This is a genomic window from Treponema sp. OMZ 803, from assembly GCF_024181165.1.
In the GTDB taxonomy this organism is placed as follows: Bacteria; Spirochaetota; Spirochaetia; order Treponematales; family Treponemataceae; genus Treponema.
Genome location: NZ_CP051195.1, coordinates 612,282 through 632,744, shown reverse-complemented (window position 1 = coordinate 632,744; position 20,463 = coordinate 612,282). Strand labels below are relative to the sequence as shown.

The 20,463-nt window shown below is 39.5% G+C and carries 19 protein-coding genes and 3 pseudogenes; 14 read left to right on the top strand and 8 right to left on the bottom strand.

Features of this window, described 5'->3' with window-relative positions; translation table 11 throughout:
- Positions 1–256: 256 nt before the first annotated feature.
- Complete coding sequence (locus ABH09_RS02920) at positions 257–1,693, top strand: sodium:solute symporter family protein (RefSeq protein WP_253715138.1); 1,437 nt, start codon at positions 257–259, stop codon at positions 1,691–1,693.
- Positions 1,694–1,796: 103 nt separating this feature from the next.
- Here ABH09_RS02920 and ABH09_RS02915 read toward each other — a convergent pair whose 3' ends face one another.
- The 3 genes from ABH09_RS02915 to ABH09_RS02905 are packed head-to-tail and all read right to left on the bottom strand — an operon-like array spanning position 1,797 to position 4,690.
- Positions 1,797–2,912, bottom strand: a complete 1,116-nt coding sequence (locus ABH09_RS02915; RefSeq protein ID WP_253715137.1) for an Mbeg1-like protein — start codon at positions 2,910–2,912, stop codon at positions 1,797–1,799.
- Between the two features lie 22 nt (positions 2,913–2,934).
- Entirely contained in the window at positions 2,935–3,942 is a 1,008-nt protein-coding gene (locus tag ABH09_RS02910; RefSeq protein WP_253715136.1) for a ParB/RepB/Spo0J family partition protein, read from the bottom strand.
- The gene (locus tag ABH09_RS02905; RefSeq protein WP_162662597.1) at positions 3,935–4,690 is read right to left on the bottom strand and encodes a ParA family protein; all 756 of its coding nucleotides are present in this window, start codon (positions 4,688–4,690) and stop codon (positions 3,935–3,937) included. The genes ABH09_RS02910 and ABH09_RS02905 overlap by 8 nt, the downstream gene beginning before the upstream one ends.
- Positions 4,691–4,899: 209 nt before the next feature.
- On the opposite strand from ABH09_RS02905, the gene lon reads away from it, so the two are divergent.
- From lon to ABH09_RS02840, 13 genes and pseudogenes are all read left to right on the top strand, one after another.
- On the top strand, positions 4,900–7,335 hold the full coding sequence (gene lon, locus ABH09_RS02900) for an endopeptidase La (RefSeq protein ID WP_253715135.1): 2,436 nt from the start codon (positions 4,900–4,902) through the stop codon (positions 7,333–7,335).
- A 695-nt stretch (positions 7,336–8,030) separates the two neighbouring features.
- Positions 8,031–8,654 (top strand): annotated as a pseudogene (locus ABH09_RS02895) (integron integrase); the annotation flags it as partial.
- A 272-nt stretch (positions 8,655–8,926) separates the two neighbouring features.
- Positions 8,927–10,552, top strand: coding sequence for a leucine-rich repeat domain-containing protein (locus tag ABH09_RS02890; protein WP_253715134.1), 1,626 nt, complete (start codon positions 8,927–8,929; stop codon positions 10,550–10,552).
- Between the two features lie 184 nt (positions 10,553–10,736).
- Entirely contained in the window at positions 10,737–11,840 is a 1,104-nt protein-coding gene (locus tag ABH09_RS02885) for a hypothetical protein (RefSeq protein WP_253715133.1), read from the top strand.
- Positions 11,841–12,258: 418 nt separating this feature from the next.
- Positions 12,259–12,441: a type II toxin-antitoxin system HicA family toxin gene (locus tag ABH09_RS02880; RefSeq protein WP_002672316.1), complete on the top strand. Its 183-nt coding sequence runs from the start codon at positions 12,259–12,261 to the stop codon at positions 12,439–12,441.
- 21 nt (positions 12,442–12,462) lie between these two features.
- Positions 12,463–12,867, top strand: a complete 405-nt coding sequence (locus tag ABH09_RS02875; RefSeq protein WP_253714792.1) for a type II toxin-antitoxin system HicB family antitoxin — start codon at positions 12,463–12,465, stop codon at positions 12,865–12,867.
- Between the two features lie 136 nt (positions 12,868–13,003).
- Positions 13,004–13,495 (top strand): hypothetical protein, encoded by a 492-nt coding sequence (locus ABH09_RS02870; protein WP_253715132.1) that lies wholly within the window; start codon positions 13,004–13,006, stop codon positions 13,493–13,495.
- A pseudogene (locus ABH09_RS02865) lies at positions 13,491–13,637 on the top strand (integron integrase); the annotation flags it as partial. The gene ABH09_RS02870 and the pseudogene ABH09_RS02865, both read left to right, overlap by 5 nt.
- 428 nt (positions 13,638–14,065) lie before the next feature.
- Entirely contained in the window at positions 14,066–14,842 is a 777-nt protein-coding gene (locus tag ABH09_RS02860; protein WP_253715131.1) for a hypothetical protein, read from the top strand.
- A 224-nt stretch (positions 14,843–15,066) separates the two neighbouring features.
- Positions 15,067–15,771, top strand: a complete 705-nt coding sequence (locus tag ABH09_RS02855; RefSeq protein ID WP_253715130.1) for a hypothetical protein — start codon at positions 15,067–15,069, stop codon at positions 15,769–15,771.
- A gap of 155 nt (positions 15,772–15,926) precedes the next feature.
- Positions 15,927–16,598 carry a hypothetical protein gene (locus tag ABH09_RS02850; protein ID WP_253715129.1) on the top strand — a complete coding sequence of 224 codons (672 nt, stop codon included), beginning with the start codon at positions 15,927–15,929 and terminating at the stop codon, positions 16,596–16,598.
- A gap of 223 nt (positions 16,599–16,821) precedes the next feature.
- Positions 16,822–17,067, top strand: a complete 246-nt coding sequence (locus ABH09_RS02845; RefSeq protein WP_253715128.1) for a hypothetical protein — start codon at positions 16,822–16,824, stop codon at positions 17,065–17,067.
- The gene (locus ABH09_RS02840; protein ID WP_253715127.1) at positions 17,064–17,462 is read left to right on the top strand and encodes a type II toxin-antitoxin system VapC family toxin; all 399 of its coding nucleotides are present in this window, start codon (positions 17,064–17,066) and stop codon (positions 17,460–17,462) included. Before ABH09_RS02845 ends, ABH09_RS02840 begins: the two co-directional genes overlap by 4 nt.
- Positions 17,463–17,527: 65 nt before the next feature.
- Here ABH09_RS02840 and ABH09_RS02835 read toward each other — a convergent pair whose 3' ends face one another.
- The 5 genes and pseudogenes from ABH09_RS02835 to ABH09_RS02815 form a co-directional block, all read right to left on the bottom strand.
- Positions 17,528–17,878 carry an arsenate reductase family protein gene (locus ABH09_RS02835; protein ID WP_253715126.1) on the bottom strand — a complete coding sequence of 117 codons (351 nt, stop codon included), beginning with the start codon at positions 17,876–17,878 and terminating at the stop codon, positions 17,528–17,530.
- 88 nt (positions 17,879–17,966) lie between these two features.
- The gene (locus ABH09_RS02830; RefSeq protein ID WP_253715125.1) at positions 17,967–18,185 is read right to left on the bottom strand and encodes a hypothetical protein; all 219 of its coding nucleotides are present in this window, start codon (positions 18,183–18,185) and stop codon (positions 17,967–17,969) included.
- Positions 18,186–18,195: 10 nt separating this feature from the next.
- Positions 18,196–18,813: a hypothetical protein gene (locus ABH09_RS02825; RefSeq protein ID WP_253715124.1), complete on the bottom strand. Its 618-nt coding sequence runs from the start codon at positions 18,811–18,813 to the stop codon at positions 18,196–18,198.
- A 235-nt stretch (positions 18,814–19,048) separates the two neighbouring features.
- Positions 19,049–20,044: a GNVR domain-containing protein gene (locus ABH09_RS02820; RefSeq protein ID WP_162662568.1), complete on the bottom strand. Its 996-nt coding sequence runs from the start codon at positions 20,042–20,044 to the stop codon at positions 19,049–19,051.
- Between the two features lie 43 nt (positions 20,045–20,087).
- Positions 20,088–20,270 (bottom strand): annotated as a pseudogene (locus ABH09_RS02815) (dTDP-glucose 4,6-dehydratase); the annotation flags it as partial.
- Between the last annotated feature and the right edge of the window lie 193 nt (positions 20,271–20,463).

The following is a 20,463-nucleotide window of genomic DNA, read 5'->3' as shown; positions in this document are numbered from 1 at the left end:
ATAACTGTCATCTTAAACTTTATACTGAATACCTCAAAATGTCAATAATTTTCTTGTTTAGTGATGACTAATAAGTAATCGATACGTTAAGAGGCTGAAGAGGTACCCTGTTCAGAAACGGAAGTTTCCGGGCAGGTTTAATATGTAAAACCTCGAATATCAATGTAGCGGATTATAAAAAACTATAGTAGTATATATTTATGACGTTTTAAGAATGTGAGTTAACTTGCCGAGACGTCTGTAAATAGGAGGAATCATGAATACGATGGTATTGGTCATTGTCGTCGCATATCTTTTATTGATGCTTTTTATCGGCTGGATATCTTCAAAAAAGATTAAAACGAATGAAGATTTTATGGTAGCCGGAAGGCGGCTGGGGCCGATTTTAATGGCAGGAACATTAACCGCGACGGAAATCGGAGGAGGAAGCTCGCTCGGTGTCGCAGAAAAATCCTTTACGAATTGGGGATTGAGTGCATTTTGGTATGTTGCAACGATGGGCATTGCCTATATCGTACTTGCCGTATTTGCCCCCCGTCTACGCCGGACAATGGTTAAAACCGTACCCGAATACTTTAGACGCCGATACAGCGGCTCGGCAGGGTTGATTACCGCAATTATTATGATTTTACCGCTGATCGGTTTGACGGCCTCTCAGTTTATCGCTTCTGCGACAATCGTATCTTTTATGCTGAACATAAACTACTCCGTAGCGGTTATCATCGTTGCGATTGTTGTTACCGTATATTCGATTATGGGCGGTTTATGGAGCGTTACCATTACGGACTTTGTACAGGTATTCTTGATTATCATCGGTATGGCACTTGCGTTGCCGTTCTCTCTCAATCTTGCAGGCGGTATGCAAGCCGTCGTAGCAAATGTTCCGCCCGACACATTCAGTCCGTTTAAGGGCATTGGCGTCGGCGCGATTATTTCGATGACGATTATGTATGTTGCATCGTTTTCGGTGGGGCAAGAAGCGGTTTCTCGCTACTATGCCGCTCGTGATGAAAAAGCGGCCGTACAGGGGTCAATCATTTCTGCAATACTGAACTTTGCGTATGCCTTTATTCCAACGCTTCTCGGTATTATTACGTTGGCTCTTATCAATATGAAAAAAATAGACGGAGATATCATACTGAGCCAAGGTCCGAAATATGCGCTGCCGCATTTAGCGATGGCAACAATGCCTGCATTGATTGTCGGACTTCTCTTTTCCGGTATTATTTCTGCAACGATGTCGAGTGCCGACTCTGACTTACTGGGCGCCGGTTCCATATTCGGAAACGATATCTACAAAATTTACATCAAACCGAATGCGACAAACAAAGAAGTTATGCGCGTTACGCAAATCACTATGCTGATAGTCGGCATATTCGGTATGCTCATTGCACTGTTTAACACCGGCAGCATCATTAAACTGCTGCTATTCTCGTTTACACTGCGGGCGGCAGGCGCTTTTTTCCCGTATGTTATGGGACACTATTGGAAGCAGGCGTCAAACATCGGCGCTATTGCCTCGCTCATTGCCGGAAGTATTGTCGTCATCATCCTTGAGCAAACAAAGACCTCACTTTTCGGCCTTGACCCCATCATTCCGGGATTGGCGGTTAGCTTTGCTTGCTTTATTATCTGTAGTAAGGCATTCAAACCGAATATTGAAAGCCTTGAATTAGCGGAAGAAAACGACTAGGACATCCGAAAAAACTCAGTTAGATTTGCTTTGCATCCTTCAGGATAGAAGATGCCGCATTAGCAAAGCATCGGGGTATTAACCCCTCGCACGAATGAAGGCATTACGGATAGGGAAAATGCGTGTAAACCGCCCCGAAGAATGCTTTAATGACGGCAAACAGCTCTCTCCGCCGCTCGGAATCTACCGTATGCAGCTCTTTTAAAATATGCAGCGAATAAGCCAGTCCGTTAGCCGTTAATTCACTGAGCGTTTCCGCACCAGTGCCGAATAGAACGGCAAACAACGTTTCGATAAATTCTTTCCGATCGGTATCGTTAAGATGAGAAAGCCATTCTTGCATGGTTTTTTCCGCAAAATAGCTTTCCTTTGTCCGCCCTTGCTGATAGGTTACAAACTCATCCCGTTTAATTTGCCAAGAAAATGCATCATGCTGCCAGAAGGTGTTGGTTTCGGCGCTTTCAATAACGGTATAATGCGGCAAATAGGATAACAGCACGCCGACAACGGACGACTGCGGAATAAAAGAAGCGGTTTTAGGGATAATCGCTTGAAATCCGCTCCGCTGTTCAATATCAAAGGCAAAGCCGGGGCCGTCAAAGCAGAACACCCGCTCAATCCACTCCTGTACCGAAGCAACGGCACTCCCGGCCGCATAGAGCGCAAGGTTTCCGCCCTTAGAATGCCCCGCAATGTAAAGCTTTTCGGTACCGCACACAACGGCAGCTTCCGCAGCCACCGAAAGATAATTTGCCGCTGCAGTATGAGAGGGGATAGGAGCGGAAAGGCTCAAAAGGCAGTCTTCTTTCCATCCGATAATCGAGTCGTCCGTACCTCGATAGACAACACAGACAGCCCCCGTTGGAAGCAGGGCGGTAATCGCTGCAAACTGCTTATCCGCACTGCGGTCAATCTCATTCACAAAGCCTTTTAAAAGAATAGAACCGAAGCGCTCCGTTTCCCCAGCAGTTTTGAGCAAATCGGCGGTAAGCGGGTTGATTAACACACCGAACTCTTCAGGAGTTCCGCGCGTAGAATCGGCGCCGTAGATACGGGCAGCTTCTCGCAGCGTAATACCATCGGTAAATTGGGCTGGAACAATATCGGAAAAGTTAAGGTAAGAAAGCTGACACAGAATCAGCGCATCTACCGCATTGAACGGGCGCACTTCAAAGGGAAGATCGCCGCGCCAAACTATATAATCGGAAAGGTTTGCCATCGAAGGTTATGTTCCTGCAATACTATTTTGCGGCAATTTTATTATATAGCGCATCAAGATCCGCCTGCGAAAAGTACGAAATATGCACGATACCTTTTTCAAGGTCGCCTTTAATTTCCACCTTTGTACCTAGCGCATCGATAAACTGCTGCTCAATATCTTTGACTGCAAGCTGCGCATCGTCCGCTTCCAGCCGACTTACCGGCTGCGGTGCCGTATTTTTCTGTCCGGCGCGGCTGCCGTTTTTCAGCTGAGCTGCCTGCACTTCCGCTTCACGCACCGAAAGCGACTGCTCCGTAATGCGGGTAAACAGCAGCGTTTGATCCGCCGGATTGATAAGCGAGAGAATTGCCCGCGCATGACCTGCGGTAATGGAGCCTTTTTCCAGCGCTGTCTGCATTTCGTCGGGCAGCTGTAAAAGCCGCATCGCATTGGCAACAGCCGATCGGCTCTTCCCTACCCGCTTGGCGGTCTCCTCCTGATTGAGGTTGGACAGCTGCATAATCTCCTGATATGCCTTCGCCTCTTCAATCGGATTGAGGTTTTCCCGCTGGATATTTTCGATAAGCGCAATTTCAAGCTTTTTGCTATTTTCAAATTCACGGAAGATAACCGGAACCCGTGTAAGCCCCGCTAAAAGCGCCGCCCTCGTTCTCCGCTCTCCCGCAATAATATAGTATTCATCGCCGTTTTTTTCCGCGATAATCGGCTGAATAATCCCGTGTTCTTTGATGGAAGCGGCAAGCTCCTGCAAACTCTCTTCGTTAAAGGTGCGGCGGGGTTGAAACGGATTGGGTTTTAACAGCGCGGGGTCAAGCTCAACCGGAGCAGAACCGAACGTATCGGCACGATTTTGAGTACCGGCTTGTTGCACATCAGCCCCTTGCGTCATACCCTGCTGCTGCATTACAGACAAACCGTTATCCGATTGTACATCAGAAGATTGTGCAGCAACATCGTTTGAGTACAAATCCGTGATGTCGGGAGGAAGCAAGGAGTCGAGCCCTTTACCCAGTGCAGATTTAGGCACGGTCAAGCACCTCCTGGGCGAGTTTTGCATAGCTGCGGGCGCCGATGCAGGAATCGTCATACTTACAGATGGGCAGCCCGTGGGAGGGCGCTTCGGAGAGGCGGACGTTACGCGGAATAATCGTGCTGCATACGCGGTCTTTAAAATAGGCGGTAACCTGCTGCACAACTTCCTGCGCGAGCTTTGTGCGGGAATCGTACATCGTGAAAAAGATACCGCCGATTTTAAGGCGGGGATTGATTTTTTCCTGTACTCTTTTAACGGTTTGTAAAAGGAGCGTTAACCCCTCAAGCGCAAAATACTCACACTGCAGCGGAATAAACACTTCATCCGCAGCGGCGAGTCCGTTCAGCGTTAAAATCCCCAATGACGGAGGGCAATCAATTAAAATATATTCGTATTCTTCTTTAAGGAGCGCAAGATTGTCACGGAGAAAAAATTCTCGAGATTGCTGATCAACCAGTTCGATGGTCGCACCCGATAAATTGATATCGGCAGGGATTGCATACAAGTCCTTAACCGCCGTCGGTCTGACCGTTTTTTGGATAGGAATTTTTCCGGCAATTGCATCATAAATACTCGGCTGCTTTTTGGAAATACCGACGCCCGACGACATATTTCCCTGCGGATCAAAGTCCACAAGCAGCGTTTTCTTCCCTGCCTGTGCAAAGTATGCGCCGATATTGACGGCTGAAGTGGTCTTCCCTACCCCGCCTTTTTGATTAACAAAAACGATACTTTTCCCCATGAGGGTCAGTATACCGCATTTTCTAAAGAGATAAAAGGGGATATCTAAAAACTCGGTTAGATTTTTAGATATCCCCGACGAGTTTTAATTTAAGTCTTTATATAATAATGACTTAAATTAAAACATCGCAAATAAGATTAAGGAAAACCACTAAAAACTCAAGTTTTTAGTGGTTCCCAAAAGGGCATTTATTGACTTTTCGCTGAATAATGACGATATTTAAAGCTATGAATTCAGATACTTCAAAGACTTTAGATACGCCGAACGCGGCAGATACGTCAACTCAACAAGACGCAAAGGCGGTTATTCCAATCGAAGAACTTTTGCCTAAAAAAATCAATCTTATTCCGCTGAACGGCCGGCCTATTTATCCGGGGATTTTTACCCCGCTTTTGATAAACGACGCCGATGATATCCGCTCTGTCGAAGAAGCGTACGGCAGTACCGGTTTTATCGGGCTCTCGCTGTTAAAAAACGAGACGGAAGATCCGGGTGCCTCTGATGTATACCAAATCGGAGCTGCTGCGCGGATTATCAAAAAAATCAACCTGCCTGACGGCGGTATCAATATTCTTATTTCAACCTTGAAGCGGTTCAAAATCCGCAAAGTTGTCAACGAGAAAAAACCGATTGTCGTAGCTGTTCAGTATCTCGAAGATGAAGAAGAAAATACGGTTGAGGTAAAAGCGATGCTCCGCGGACTGATCGGGGAGATGAAAGAACTTTCCGAAAACAATCCGCTTTTTACGGAAGAGATGCGGCTCAACATCGTCAACATCGATCATCCGGGAAAGATTGCAGACTTTACTGCGAGCATTTTAAACATCCCGAAAGAGGATCAGCAAAAAATACTGGAAACCATCAACGTCCGTGAACGGATGGAAAAAGTTTTTGTTCATATCAAAAAAGAAAAAGAGCTGCTCGATGTCCAGCGGAAAATTCAGGCTGATCTGAATACGCGGATTGAAAAAAATCAGCGCGAATACTTTCTGCATGAAGAGCTCAAAAGCATCAAAAAAGAGCTGGGCTTGAGTTCCGATCCAAAGGATGCCGATGAAGAGAAATTCCGCAAGCTGATCGACTCATTCCATTTTGAAGGTGAAGTAAAAGAGACGATAGAAGCCGAGTTTGAAAAATTCAAGTTCCTCGAACCGAATTCGCCTGAGTACATTGTCGGACGGAATTATCTTGAAACGGCGCTGACTCTCCCGTGGAATCCCCCCGAACCGGAAGCGTATAATATAGAAGAAGCGAAAAAAGTTTTGGACGCGGATCATTACGGGCTGGAGGATGTAAAGAAGCGGATTATCGAATACCTTGCGGTACGGAAGCTGAAAAACGATACGAAGGGCTCGATTGTTTTATTGGTAGGGCCGCCCGGTGTCGGTAAAACGAGTGTCGGCAAGTCAATTGCCCGTGCAATGAATAAACCGTTTTTCCGATTCTCGGTGGGCGGTATGCGGGATGAGGCTGAAATTAAAGGTCACCGCAGAACGTATATCGGCGCGATGCCCGGCAAGATTTTGCAGGGATTAAAAATCGTGAAAACAAAGGCGCCGGTCTTTATGATTGACGAGATCGATAAGATGGGGCAAAGCTATCAGGGCGACCCTTCCAGCGCTTTGCTTGAAGTGCTCGACCCCGAACAGAATGTTTCATTCCGCGATCACTACCTCGATCTGCCGTTTGACCTATCGCATATCGTGTTTATTCTGACGGCAAACACACTTGACGGTATTCCGCGCCCGCTGCTCGACCGCGCCGAAGTTATTCAACTCGCAGGCTATATCGATTCGGAAAAGGTAGAAATCGCAAAGAACTACCTGTTGCCGAAAAGCCTTGAGAAAAACGGCTTAAAGAAAGCGCAGGTGAAATATTCCAAGCAGATACTGCTGCATATTGCGAACGGCTATGCGCGGGAGGCGGGGGTACGCAACTTTGAAAAGAACCTCGATAAGCTCCACCGGAAGATCGCCGTTGAGCTGGTTACCGGCGAGCGCGGCGAAAAAGATGTGTTTGCGCCGGATACCGCCGAAATCGAAAAGATGCTCGGCAAACCTATCTTCCGCGACGACGATATCAAATACGCGAAAGTCCCCGGTACGGCGATCGGGCTTGCATGGACGAGCATGGGCGGCGATACCCTGTTGATAGAAGCCTTATCGAATAAGGGCAAGGGGCAATTCCGCCTGACCGGTCAGATGGGCAATGTGATGAAGGAGTCCGCCTCGATTGCATGGACATGGGTGCGCCACTTTGCCGACGCACATGGTATTGCAAGCGTTAAGTGGTTTGAAAGCCACGTTATCCACCTGCACATTCCGGAAGGCGCAACTCCCAAAGACGGCCCCTCAGCCGGCATCACGATGACCGTTGCGCTGCTTTCGCTGTTGTCTGGTAAAGTCATTAAACCGAAGCTCGCCATGACCGGCGAACTCTCTCTGACCGGTCAAGTACTCCCAATCGGCGGCTTAAAAGAAAAAACCATCGCCGCTCGCCGCAACGGCATCAAGGGGATTATCATCCCCGCCGCAAATATCCGCGACCTCGAAAAAATCCCCGGGCACGTAAAGAAAGGCATTCAGTTCCATCCCGTTACGAGGATGGAGGAGGTTATTCAATGTGCCTTCCCCCACACCTTTTGAAATATACGACGCATCTACGGCGTCATACGGCAAAAAAGTATCCTCAACGTATCATAGATACGCCTGCGGTACTTTTTTGCCTAATTCCTTGTATCTGCATCGTCTATTTCAAAAGGCTTACGGAAGGGGCATCTACTGCGTTACTGCGCAAAAATAAATGCTCAACGTAGCAGAGCCGCCACGGATGGCGGGGGAGTAAATCAGTAACGAGTTTAGACGTAAGGCTAAACTCGTAGCCACAGAATGTACAGGACGTACATTCTGTGGCGTGTCTCCGCTTTATTTTTGCTCGCGCCTCGTAATTTCAAAGCGGACAGGGATGGCCGTGGTTATAAGCAGTAGCGAGATTTGTGTTGTACACAAATCTCGTCGTTAAGCAGTTGTACACGGATGTACAACTGCTTAACAGTCTATTTCAAAAGGCTTACGGAAGGGGCATCTACTGCGTTACTGCGCACAAATTAATCCTCAACGTATCAAAGATACGCCTGCGGTTAATTTGTGCTTGCGCCTCGTATCTGCGCCGTCTATTTCAAAAGGCTTACGGCAGGGGTGCATCTACTTCGTGATGCACAAAAATAAATATTAAACGCTATCAGTACGTTTTAAAGCAGGTAGAGAAGATTTTTCTAAAATCTTGCAAGCGATAAAAAAAGTACCCAACAGAGCTTGGATTCCGGCTCAATGCTTTTGGACTATTCCTGCTGTTGCCTGAAAACGATTATGGTCTTTTTATTCGCTTACTTTATGGAACGGGAATGAGGTTGATGGAAGGCTTGCGGTTACGGGTACAGGATATTGATTTTGATAAAAATGAAATTACGGTACACTGCGGAAAGGGAGCAAAAGACCGTAAAACTATGCTGCCGGTGTCCTTGAAATTTCCGCTGCAAAAACATTTGGAAAATGTCCGCCTCATCCATGAGGCAGACTGCAAAGACGGTTTCGGTTCGGTGCCGCTGCCGTCTGCCCTTGCAAAAAAAAATCCCGCTGCAGGTAAAACGTGGGCGTGGCAATGGGTGTTTCCCCAAGCACGCCGATGGCAGAATAAAGAAACAGGTAAGCAGGGGCGGCATCATATTGATCCTTCGGTTATTCAGCGCACTCTGCACGAAGCTGTTTTACGGTCGGGTATTCCGAAGCCAATCGGCTGCCACACGTTCCGCCACTCATTTGCAACACATCTACTGGAATCCGGTTACGATATCCGCACCATCCAAGAACTTCTCGGTCACAGCGATGTTTCAACCACTATGGTTTACACCCACGTCCTCAACCGCGGTGGTCTCGGCGTTCAAAGCCCTATCGACCGAATGTGATTCGCCTTTATCCCATTTAGTGAAGATAGGCCTAATCTGGTTGTTGCTGATGTGTTCAGGCGAGTATTATGGAAGAAAGATTTAATTTCTTATCTTGTAACAGTTTAGATTGCAAACGAGTAGTTTTTATGATATTATGAGGAAGGGTTGAAAAGGTGTTAGACTGACGCCTGTTGGCGCGAATAAGGCGTGCGGAACAAATCAAAGCATAATTTCGGCTTCAAAATATTTAGATTATTGCGAAAAAGAATGCAAGAAAAGAGGAGGTCTTTATGACTAAAAAAAATATGGTAAAGGCATTAAGCCTTTTGGGGTTAACAGCAATGTTGTTAATTGGATTTACGGCATGTGATACTGGAAATAGTTTAGGAATAGGAAATACCAATATCGAAGCTAAAGGGTCAGTAGATAAACCTGTTAAAATAGAATATAAAAATCTTGAAACATGGCTTAAAAATGATGCAGGAACCAATGGTACAAACTTTGTTGCAATAAGTGATATTTCAAATGAAGCTCTTAAGGGAACTGAAAATTCTTGCAGTCCTCTTGGATCGTTAATCCGTAATGGAAATAAAAAGGTATTTTTAATTCTTGGAAAAAAGGGAAGCCGTGGTGTTATCGATTTTTCTGAAATAGGAGAGAAAGCTTTTTACGGTGTTAAAAATTTAATAGGTATTAAATTTTCTTCTGAATTAACAAGTATTGGAAATAAAGCTTTTGCTAACTGTGCTGACTTAGTTACAGTTGATTTTTCAGGCTGCAATAAACTTGAAAATATTGGAATAGAAGCTTTTTATAAGAGTCCTGCTTTGGAAAGTATAAACTTTTCAGATTGTACTAGTCTAAAAAAAATTGAATGGCAGAATTTCATGTGGTGCTACTCCTTAAAAGAGTTAGATTTTTCAGAATGTACAAGCCTTGAAGAAATAGGTGCTCATTCTTTCCAGGGATGTCATTCTTTAACAAATGTAAAACTTCCTGCAAGTCTTAAAACTCTTGGTTTTTCAAGCTTTCGATCTTGCTCTGCTTTAACAAATATAATAGTGGATGTAAATAATGTTAATTACGTAACAGAAGATGGTATACTGTTTAACAAAGATAAAACTAAATTAATATTATATCCTAGCGGTAAAACGAGTTCAGGTTATACAATCCCGGATACTATTACAGAAATTGGTGAGACTGCCTTTGCGGGGTGTGAATTTTTAACAAATGTTACCTTCCCTATAAATCTTAGAACAGTTAAGAGGTGGGCATTTAGCGAGTGTTCGTTAGTGAGTGTAGATCTTTCAGGCTGTGCAAATCTGGAAGCTATTGAAGGGGGGCCTTTTCTCTGTACTACATTAACAGACATTATAGTAGACAAAAACAACAGCAAATATTGCACTGAAAATGGAATATTGTTTAACAAGGATAAAACTGAGCTGGTACAATATCCAAGTGGTAAACCTAAAAAAAGTTATAAAGTTCCTGATTCAGTTATAAAAATTGGTGATAGCGCTTTTATGAGTTGTGAAAATTTAGAAACCGTAGAATTTTCTACAAATGTTGTACGACTTGAAGCCCATGCTTTTGAGTTTGCTGACTTAATAAGTATAAAATTTCCAGCAAATCTTGAAAGTATCGGCGTATGTGCTTTTATGAATTGTGAAAAATTAACAGATGCGGATCTTTCAGAATGTTCTAATCTTAAAGATATTGAAGGACAAATTTTTGACTGTGCTAGAAATGTAATAGTTAAATTACCTAATGCTGATATTCATATTAAAGGCGAACAGCCTTTTGGTAGACAGCTTTCCTGTGTTAAAGAAGTACAAATTCCTAAGAACAATACTTACAACTTAAAACAGAAGATAATTGATTCTGGCTATCCTGGAAGCAGGATTACGGAATATTAAAAAAACTAATTTTAATTGAGTATCATTGGAAGTTGAAAAAGAGATTCCAGAAGTAAACGAAATGAGTAAAAAGAACAAACAAAAATCAAAGACTGGTTAAATGAAGTGGGGAAATTTAAGATGTAAAGTCTAACACTCGCTTCAACCTGACATTGCGGACAAGCCGCAAATGCAGGTTAAGCGAATGTTAGACCTAGAAAATAATAGTAGACCTATGCTACAACTTAAAATTGATAATAATATTGTTACTGCAATCTCTTGTGGAGCAAAAGATAAAAGTCTTTTGCATATTCCTGACCATGGTATTGTGAGAATTGGACATGATATTCGTATTTTTGACGAGAATTTTTCTAGATTTTTATCACTGGATGAATTAATGGAAAAAGGTATTATATTACCTTGCCGATTTATGTTTGAACCCTATTATGGTTATTATATTCGAGAAATCTACTATACAGAACCTCATTATCCAAATGAAACAGAAATTCCTCCACCAATTGACAATGTAAATTCTCATGAAATACCAATATTTGATGGTAAAATGTGGAAAATAGTTGAGAATAACTTTTGGATTCCTGAGTATTCTGAAGTAAATTATGATGCAGGTAGATCAAGTAAAACTTTAAATCTAGAAAATAGTGGCTATTCTTTAATTGATTATATGGCAAAGTTTCCACCAATACCTTCAATTCCTTCTTTGATGAATAGTGATATTATGATATTCGTGATTAAGAGAAAGGTTGATTATATACACCGTGAGATGACTATTCTTAAGCATAATTTTGAGCATAAAGAAGCTGATATATTCTATCAATATAAAGAAGTTCTTGAGAGTATTATATTCCAAATGAAAACTGTTATCGATATGTTTGTGCAGTTGAGTAGTTTATTAGTAGATTATAACTATATATTAGATAAACATGCTCTAAGAGTTGACTCTCTTGGATGCATTCTTAATAACAAAGACTGCTTTGAGCATACCATCATTTTTGGAGATGGAGAAAAATATAAATCTGATGATTCTGGATTCCTTAGAATTATTAATGATCTTTTTAATAGTATAAAACATAGTATTTTACATTCTGAAACTAGTATGCAGTTTGGTGTTGATGTTCCAACTGTCTTATCACTATATGCAAAGAGTAATAAATTTACTGAAATGATTTATTTTCATAATCATAATGCATATCATCTTTTAATGGGCTTTGAAGATTCAATGATTAGAATATTAGAAAATTTAAATACTTATTATGAATTAAATATAATTAATTCTATACCACAAGTCTAACACGCAGTTCAAGACTGACAAAACCCGCTCTGAAGAGCGGCCGGCTAGACGCCGGTACGTTTTGCAGGTTAAGCGAATGTTAGACAGATTGACGGCAATGCCGTCAACATTGGAGTGGAGGGATATAAGAAAATCAATATTTGAAACTATAATTCATAGCAACATAAAAAATATTTGGAAAATAATAACCGATAATGAACATCATTCGTGATGGAGTGATATTTCAGAAATAAAAATCTTGTTCACAGAAATCTTGAATATGAAAAATCTTATTATGGAAATACTTTCATATATATGTATGAATTTAAAGACTATGCAGAAAAAATATATTGCGGATTTGATTAAAGAATTGGAAAAACAAAAAGTATCAAGTACTTGATATTATACGCATAATGCGTATAATATGATTGGATATAAAATGACAGTAAAAGAGATAGAAAAAATACTAAAGGCGGATGGTTGGTATTTTGTAACAGCAAAAGGTTCTCATAATCAATATAAACATACTGTAAAATCCGGAAAAGTTACGGTACCAAATCATAAAGGCGATATACCAATAGGGACGGTGAAAGCGATTTTAAAACAGGCAGGATTGAAATAAAGGGAATGGAGGGGGTATAAAATGAAATTAGCATATCCGGCAATTATAACATATTGCGAAGAAGATAATAGTTATAGCGTAGAATTTCCCGACTTAAAAGGTTGTGTTTCGGGTGGCTTTTCTCTCATAGAAGCGATAGAGATGGGAATAGATGCAGCATCAGGGTGGATATTAACAGAAATCGAGGAAGGAAATGCTGTTCCAAAAGCAAGTGAGCTTACAAAAATAAAACTGTCTGATAATAAAAGTTTTATAAATATGCTTATTTTAGATATGGATTCGTATAGTGAAAAATATTCAAGTAAATGTATAAGAAAAAATATAACACTTCCTAAATGGGTGAATACACTTGCAGAAAAAAATAATGTGAATTTTTCGCAATTATTACAAAATACGATAGTAGAAAAATATGCAGGTGCTATGTAAAATCATCTAACACCCGCTTCAACGCTGACATTGCGGACAAGCCGCAAATGCAGGTTAAGCGGTAGTTAGATTGACCTCTTCGAGGCGAAAAAATTGATAATGCAAATAGATATTAATCAATAGTTAAGGAGGAATAATGAAACACATCATCAGACTAGCCGCGATGATTTTCACAGTAACTGTTTTGCATGCGCAGAACACGCTAATCACTGAAAAATCATTCATCGTTGTGCGGAATGGAAAAGAGGTTACTGCAACTTACGGAGGAAAGCCTTTGAGTGGTAATTCTTGGAAAGATAGAAAAGAGCCATCGGCTGTACTTGCCGCGTTCTTTGTCAGCTATTTTAAGCAAACTGACGACTGGCATAATTTGATCGTGAATAATACATTTTATGAGATATTAGTCGACGAAATGAATGAGGCTTATAAGCAGTTCTACGGAATAGCCGATACAATTTCCATTACAATTAGTCCTGAAAAATTTATGCTTAAGGGGGACGCAACCGCTTTTTACACGATAAAAATCGCATATTCCTACGAGGGCAAAACTGACGAAGGTGAGGACGAAGTTACTATGAGAAAAGACAAAAAAAGCGGTGAATGGCTTGTGGCGGAATTGCCTTTGTAGAAATGATTTCGATTCAGGGGCGCTTCCATTTGCTCTCGCCAAAAGATATCCTAATGCCGGTAAAACTCAGGTCTGGCAGCGGGTATTTCTCCAAACACGTCGATGGCAGAATAAAGAAACAGGAGAACAGCATATCGAGCCTTAGGTTATTCAGCAAACCCTGCATGAAGCTGTTTTACGGTTAGGTATTCCAAAGGCAATCAACCCTCCCGATGCAAATCCTCCAAAGTGCTGTTCTTACAAAGTGGTTGCAGCCGGTTTTCATGCCCTATCAACCGAAGGTGTATCCTAGTTAGTGAAGATAGGCTGAATCTGCCTATCGATGATGTATTTCGGCGGATATTATGGAAGAAAGATATAGTTGTTTTAATCCACGATAGTTTAGATTGCAAATGGGGCGCTCGTATGATATTATGAGGAAGGGTCGAAAAGGTGTTATGTGGACGCCTTCGGCGCCCAGAAGAGAAAGAAAAATTTTGTTCATACTGAGAAAAAATAAAATTCTAGTAAAGACAAAAAACGATAGTTATTTTGTCCGTTACCGCGAAAATAATAAGGAGATAAATGAAGATGAAGGTAAAAAAGTCTTATAAACTAAATACAATTGTTTTTGCTTTGATATTAATTATTGTAAGTGCGGTCTTATTATATATTACCTATAATTATATACAGGATCCAATTGCTATTGAAATATGTAAATCAATTGCTTATTCTATAATTACTGCTGCTTTGTTCACAATTATAATAAGTATTTTTGAAAGAAATCATTTTGAGGAAACATTGCGGACTTTGCTTGAGAAAAATCTTCCTTTTTTGGATAGACTTGAAAAAAAAGGATTAGAAGGTTTTGAATCAGGGTTTCCACTAAAAAACGATACTTATGAAGAGAATTTTATCGAAAGCGAAATCGTTATAGTAGTAATGAATGATGGTAAAAGATTTTTTGCTAATAATATTGAATTATTCAGAAAAAGATTTAATCAAAGTTATAAAACGACAAGATTTATTTTATTGGATCCCGATGCGGCGGACTCAATTTCTGTGTTAACAAGGAAAAATGATCATGAAGGAGATTATTACATAAATAAAATTAATGATTTTATTAAGGAACTGAAGAAAGAGTCTATAAATAGGGATCATAAATTAGAAATTTACACACAAAATTTATATACAACTATGGCCGTTATTTTAATGGATGATTATGCAATGATAAGTTTATACAGAATATCACCGGGACAAGACGAGCTTCCTCATTTAGTATTTAAAAAGAACGAATATGATAATTGTGACTATGAAAAAATAAGAAAGGATGTCGAAAGATTATTGAAATATGGAAAAATTCGATAATCTAAAAAGTGTTATGAATAACTATAGTTTTTCATAACAAAAAAAATATCTAACCCCCGCTTCAACCTGACATTTGCTTTGTCACGAAAGTTGCTTGAACGGTCGCCTGCGGCTCCCTTTTAATGCAACTTTCGCGCCAACTTTGCCTTACGTTTACGCATCGGCAAAGCCGCAAATGCAGGTTAAGCGGATGTTAGATTGACGCCTTCGGTGCAGGAGAGAAAATGAAAAAAATTATTTTAATTACATTAATGTTACTGTTGATTTCAAATATCTTTGCAGAAAAAACTATTATCTCTGTATTCAAAGATTCAAAAAATACAATTGATTTAAAAAAATATCTGAAAGACGGATTAAAAGAATTAAATATAGATATTACAAAAGAAATTCCAAAAGAAAATATATCTATAATAAATTATATTTTAAAATTTGTTTATGAAAATAATATTCATAAAATGAGAAATGAAAATGACAATGTAGTTTATACAAAAAAAACTGGTGAAGAAGCAGTTTTCAATAAAAATGGTAATTTAGTTACTAATGATTGGAATCAGGGTTCTTTTAATTATGGAAAATATGAGCAACCAATTAATAAGTTTTTACTTGATATATGGCCATGGTTAGTTTGGGGAAATACGAAAAATGATCCTACAACATTTGATGAAAGATTTTATTATTATTGTATGGATTTAGATCATGGAATTCAAGAATATATTTTTTTAGAAGATAAATCACTATTAGAAAAAATAGAATATTCGGAACTAAAAGAAGAAGAGAAACTTGTATATCATTTTTTTAACTATCTATTCTTTAATGAAAAATTTAAATATAAATTAGATGAGAGAAATATCAAAAAGTATAAAAAAAGTGCAGAAAATTATTGGAAATATTTATCCCAAATAATGGAGCTCAGCGGATATAAACAATAATGCCTAACACCCACTTCAACGCTGATATTTGTTTTGACACGAACGTTGCTTAAAGTGCCTATACGGCACCGCAACTCTCGCACCAATTTTGCCGCCGCTATGCGCGTCGGCAAAGGCACAAATGCAGATTAAGCGAATGTTAGACGGATTGCCCAATGGGCAACAAGAAAGAAAATGAAAAAATTATATTTATTATAGGATTTATGCTTATGGGCTTAATATCATGTTTTGTAAAGACAAAAGAAGAAAAATTTTGGGGTTGGTTTTGTAAAAACTCACAATTAATATACAATTATGAAATAAATCAGGAAAAAATTTTTAATGAACTTCAAATTCAATTACATAAAATAAATCCTGATCTAACGTTTGAAATTAGTTCTGTAAAAAATGGAAAAAGAGATTTTGTAATTAGTGCAGATGGAATACTAGATGCATTTCCTGCAGTCGAAAAATTGTATTCATTAAAACCGGAATTATCAGAATGGACTTTTATAAAATTCCGCCCGAGAAGGGAAATAGAGAATTCAATTAAAATAGAAGATAAAGAAGTTTGTCCAAATGATATAAGATTTATGTTTATAAAAGATGAAGATAAAAGTAAAATAGGAATTGTTCTTTTTTGTAATGGATACACTGAGATCGAATGTGAAATTTATAGTCAGATTGGATTTTTATTTCTTGATGAATGTCTAGGAGAATATGATGTAGAAAAATTCATCGGAACAATAATAATACAAGGCTTTGATAGCGAATATTTTAACGATTCAATAAAACTAGAGTTTTTACCAACTGAGTTTGATAAAATAAAAGTAAATATAATTAAATAGTATATAGTTATATTTAAAAATAACGTCTAACACTCGCTTCAACCTGACATTGCGGACAAGCCGCAAATACAGGTTAAGCGGATGTTGAACGGACGCTGCACGCATAAAAGATGCGGGGAAGCATTTTTCTTTATAGTATCCTAATTGAATCGATTTATATTACTAGAAAAATTGCTTGATATAACATACAAATAGCTGTATATTATATGCAGGAGGTGGTTATATGCCTTTATTACAAGTAAGAGAATGTCCGGAAGATATTTATAGAAAAATTTCATACGTTGCAAAAAATGAAAATAGAACTATAGCTCAACAAGTAGTAGTTTTACTTGAAAAGAGTTTAGAGCAACAAGAATCAAATATCGGAAGACGTAAACGATTGATTGATAGACTTGAAAAGAGACAGATAGCATCTGAAATTAAGAAAATCGATCCGGTGTCTTTTATAAGAGATGATCGTAACAGATGATTGTAGTTTTAGATGTAAGTGCAGCTATAGAGATTATTTTTCAAAGAGAAAAAGACAATACATTTAAGAGTATATATAATCAAGGTACTTGGATTATTGCCCCCGATTTGTTTATAGCCGAAATTACAAATGTTTTATGGAAATATTATAAGGCAGGTCTCATATCTCATATTGATTGTATTCAATATGTTCAAGATGGAATTGATATGGTTGATGATTTTATTGAAACAAGAGAATTATGGAAAGAAGCCCTAGCAGAAGGAATGAAAAATAATCATTCGATTTATGATATGTATTATGCTGTATTAGCAAGAAGGAATGATGCGACTTTAATAACAAATGATGGAGCTTTAGCAAACGTGTGTGAAAAATTGTCTATAGATATTTGTAACTAGAAAATCATCTAACACCCGCTTCAACCATACATTTGCTTTGTTGCAAAAATTAATAACACATCTTCTTATAATAGACTTTCTTCCCATTCTTTTTCTTTAAAGCCGATAAGAACTTTATTTTTTGTAATAATAAGCGGTCGTTTTACAAGCATGCCGTCCGATGCCAAGATACTATACATTTCATCATCAGTCATACCGGGAAGTTTGTCTTTAAGTTGTAAACTTTTATACAACAATCCGCTTGTGTTAAAAAATTTTTTCAACGGCAGTCCGCTTTGCCGATGCCAGGTCTGTAATTCAGCGACAGATGGATTATCTTCTTTGATGTGCCGCTCAATATAATCAATATGATGATCATAAAGCCATTTTTTTGCTTTCATGCATGTTGTGCATTTAGGATAATAGATAAAAGTCATATATCTTCCTTCGAATTGAAATCTGAGCATTCGCCATACTCTATATTGCTTACACTATGAAAAGAAAAACTTCAAGCACAGACACTTATTACCTTTGTGCTAAAAATATATCCAATTCCTCTTCCAGACTTACAAGCTGAGCTTCTACTCTTTTAATCTTTTCGAGTATAGCTTGCTTTTGTATTTTTTCCAGCTTGGCAAATACCGTATCGAAGAGCTCTTTTTCCGTAACTTTGGGTTCAGTATCAAGATATTCTATTTTATAATATCCGGTCCACGCCTCGAACGGCTGCTCGTTTTCTTGCATGTAAATCTCCTTATGCTAACCCTAACATATCACGTAGATGACCTTGAAACTCGCCGGATGTTGTCTCTCCGTTCAAAAAAGCTTTTATTTCTTGTTTTATTCCGGTAGGAAAGCGCCGCCAATAAGAGCCCGTCCAATCATGCATTGTAGCAGTAAGGTTGCGCTGTGTTTCAACCGGCATTTCTCCCAAACTATAGGAAACAAACTGTATAACCATTTCGTATAACAGATCGGCAGGAACACCCTGCACCGAGCCGTTCTTTACCAAAGAAGCACGACGGTTTTTACCGCCCGCCCTGCTCGATTGCGGAATCCATGAATCGACCAGCTCGCCAATCTGTTCCTTAGAAAGTTCCGGCGCTTCTTTTTGCAAGATATCGGCGGCATAATCCCGAAAAGTATGCCGAACCCCATCCATACTTGCATCAATAGAAGCGTAGATCGATTCCGACATTTTCTTGGCTGCTTCTTCCGGAGTAAATGGGATGCTACTGTTTATCGCTCCCTCAAGCTGAGCTTGCCGGCGCTCAACCGCTGCGGCAAATGCTTCAATCTCGCGTAGATTCGCTTTATTCAATATATAATCAAGCGCAAAGAGAAAATCTCTGTCGGTTTTTGTATTGCCCATGAAGAAAGCATATACTATTTTGTGGGATTTTTAAAGAGGAGGGATAACGGCTATCGCAATATAAAAGTCAAATTTACGACAAGGCATATACGGATATGCGTCGGAGCGTATTGCCACGCCGTTCCGCATTACACTCTGTTCTATTCCAGGAACGATAAGCGGTTATAGCTTCTACATCAGAATTTGAAGCTACGAATAACAAAGGCGTGGCGACCGCAAAAAAGATAAAACAAATTTATGACTCGCGGTGCTTTTCTTTTTTTGATAAAAATTTTGCGCGAACTGAAGGATCTCTCCATATTTCTTGTAGCGCGTTTAAGAGAAATGCCAGAAAGATTGAAAAGAACAATCCTGCGACAAAAGCAATGATATATATTTTTGTCCGCGGCGGATTTGATTTTCTTTCGGGTATTTCCGGCATAGCCAGTATTTGAAATGCGGGATTTTCGCTTGCAATTATTACTTTTAAGAGTTCATATTGTACTTTTAACTGTTCGTAAACCTGTTCTTGGATAGCAATTTCACGTTTAATTTGCTTTATCGCAGGCACAACGTTCTCTCCCCCACCTGAACGAGATTTTTTATTTTCCAAATTATCAACTTCCTGCTCCAAGCGTTTTATTTCATTAAAGGATTGTTCCAAACTTTTTTCCAAATTTTCTTTTTCTCGAGCCTTCTTATTCAAACCGAGCTCCGCAAAACACTTTTCGTAATAATCGACAGCGACCGATACGGCTTTTTGCGTAAACTTAGGATCAATATGCGTAGCGGTTACTGAAAATATTCCGCTTTTTTCGTCCATCTTTACCTTAAACAGACCCTTTACTATATTCCTTGTCTCTGTTTTGACAGAATTTTTAATCCCATATTTTTCGGCGATATGCAATTCATCGGCAACAGTATCAAGAAATAAATTACTCCCTGCAATATAAAGTACTATTCCACTGCCGGCCAATTCAGCTAGATTACTGGGATTACTTTGCCGCAGCATTGACACCAAGGCATCACTCGCAGCGCCGGCATCGATCTGTACCCGTATAAAAGCCGTGCTGGTATATAGATCCGGCATATATGATTTTTCAGGCGCCATTTTTTTACCGATAAAAACATAAGCAAACACAGCCACCGATATCAAACCGGTTACTCCGACAATAAGCCATTTCCACCGCCACAATACGGAAATTAAATCCAGCAAAGATATTTCATCGACAACATTATTTTCATCATTCATAAATATACCCTCTCATTTTTGCAAGTATAACATAATCATGCTATCAACGTCTGCTGTAGTTTTTTTCAATCCACTTTCGGTATTCACCGGAACGGACATTCTCAATCCAATCTTTATTTTGTAAATACCAGTCAACAGTATGTGCAAGACCTGTTTCAAAATCAAACACACGCTTCCAGCCCAGCTGCGTTTTAAGCTTTGTACAATCAATAGCATAGCGCCGGTTTTTTTAATCTGGTCTTTTTAATAAGGTACAGATAAAATTAGACCCAATAAAGCCGGCATCGCCTGTGATAAGAATATTTTTTAAACGGCGCATTTAGAACACCTCCTTTAAGATGTTTTAGCGGTAACATCAACTTCTTTGACAGACTCAAGCCATTGTAGATATATGCATCCTATACTACAATTTCACTTGT

Bases quoted from the DNA above. Each gene is read 5' to 3' on its own strand.
- ABH09_RS02915 (WP_253715137.1), bottom strand. From the start codon at position 2,912: ATGGCAAACCTTTCCGATTATATAGTTTGGCGCGGCGATCTTCCCTTT.
- ABH09_RS02885 (WP_253715133.1), top strand. From the start codon at position 10,737: ATGTTAGACCTAGAAAATAATAGTAGACCTATGCTACAACTTAAAATT.
- ABH09_RS02875 (WP_253714792.1), top strand. From the start codon at position 12,463: ATGAAATTAGCATATCCGGCAATTATAACATATTGCGAAGAAGATAAT.
- ABH09_RS02890 (WP_253715134.1), top strand. From the start codon at position 8,927: ATGACTAAAAAAAATATGGTAAAGGCATTAAGCCTTTTGGGGTTAACA.
- ABH09_RS02870 (WP_253715132.1), top strand. From the start codon at position 13,004: ATGAAACACATCATCAGACTAGCCGCGATGATTTTCACAGTAACTGTT.
- ABH09_RS02850 (WP_253715129.1), top strand. From the start codon at position 15,927: ATGGGCAACAAGAAAGAAAATGAAAAAATTATATTTATTATAGGATTT.
- ABH09_RS02825 (WP_253715124.1), bottom strand. From the start codon at position 18,813: ATGGGCAATACAAAAACCGACAGAGATTTTCTCTTTGCGCTTGATTAT.
- ABH09_RS02920 (WP_253715138.1), top strand. From the start codon at position 257: ATGAATACGATGGTATTGGTCATTGTCGTCGCATATCTTTTATTGATG.
- ABH09_RS02880 (WP_002672316.1), top strand. From the start codon at position 12,259: ATGACAGTAAAAGAGATAGAAAAAATACTAAAGGCGGATGGTTGGTAT.
- ABH09_RS02860 (WP_253715131.1), top strand. From the start codon at position 14,066: ATGAAGGTAAAAAAGTCTTATAAACTAAATACAATTGTTTTTGCTTTG.
- ABH09_RS02830 (WP_253715125.1), bottom strand. From the start codon at position 18,185: ATGCAAGAAAACGAGCAGCCGTTCGAGGCGTGGACCGGATATTATAAA.
- ABH09_RS02905 (WP_162662597.1), bottom strand. From the start codon at position 4,690: ATGGGGAAAAGTATCGTTTTTGTTAATCAAAAAGGCGGGGTAGGGAAG.
- ABH09_RS02855 (WP_253715130.1), top strand. From the start codon at position 15,067: ATGAAAAAAATTATTTTAATTACATTAATGTTACTGTTGATTTCAAAT.
- lon (WP_253715135.1), top strand. From the start codon at position 4,900: ATGACGATATTTAAAGCTATGAATTCAGATACTTCAAAGACTTTAGAT.
- ABH09_RS02845 (WP_253715128.1), top strand. From the start codon at position 16,822: ATGCCTTTATTACAAGTAAGAGAATGTCCGGAAGATATTTATAGAAAA.
- ABH09_RS02840 (WP_253715127.1), top strand. From the start codon at position 17,064: ATGATTGTAGTTTTAGATGTAAGTGCAGCTATAGAGATTATTTTTCAA.
- ABH09_RS02820 (WP_162662568.1), bottom strand. From the start codon at position 20,044: ATGAATGATGAAAATAATGTTGTCGATGAAATATCTTTGCTGGATTTA.
- ABH09_RS02835 (WP_253715126.1), bottom strand. From the start codon at position 17,878: ATGACTTTTATCTATTATCCTAAATGCACAACATGCATGAAAGCAAAA.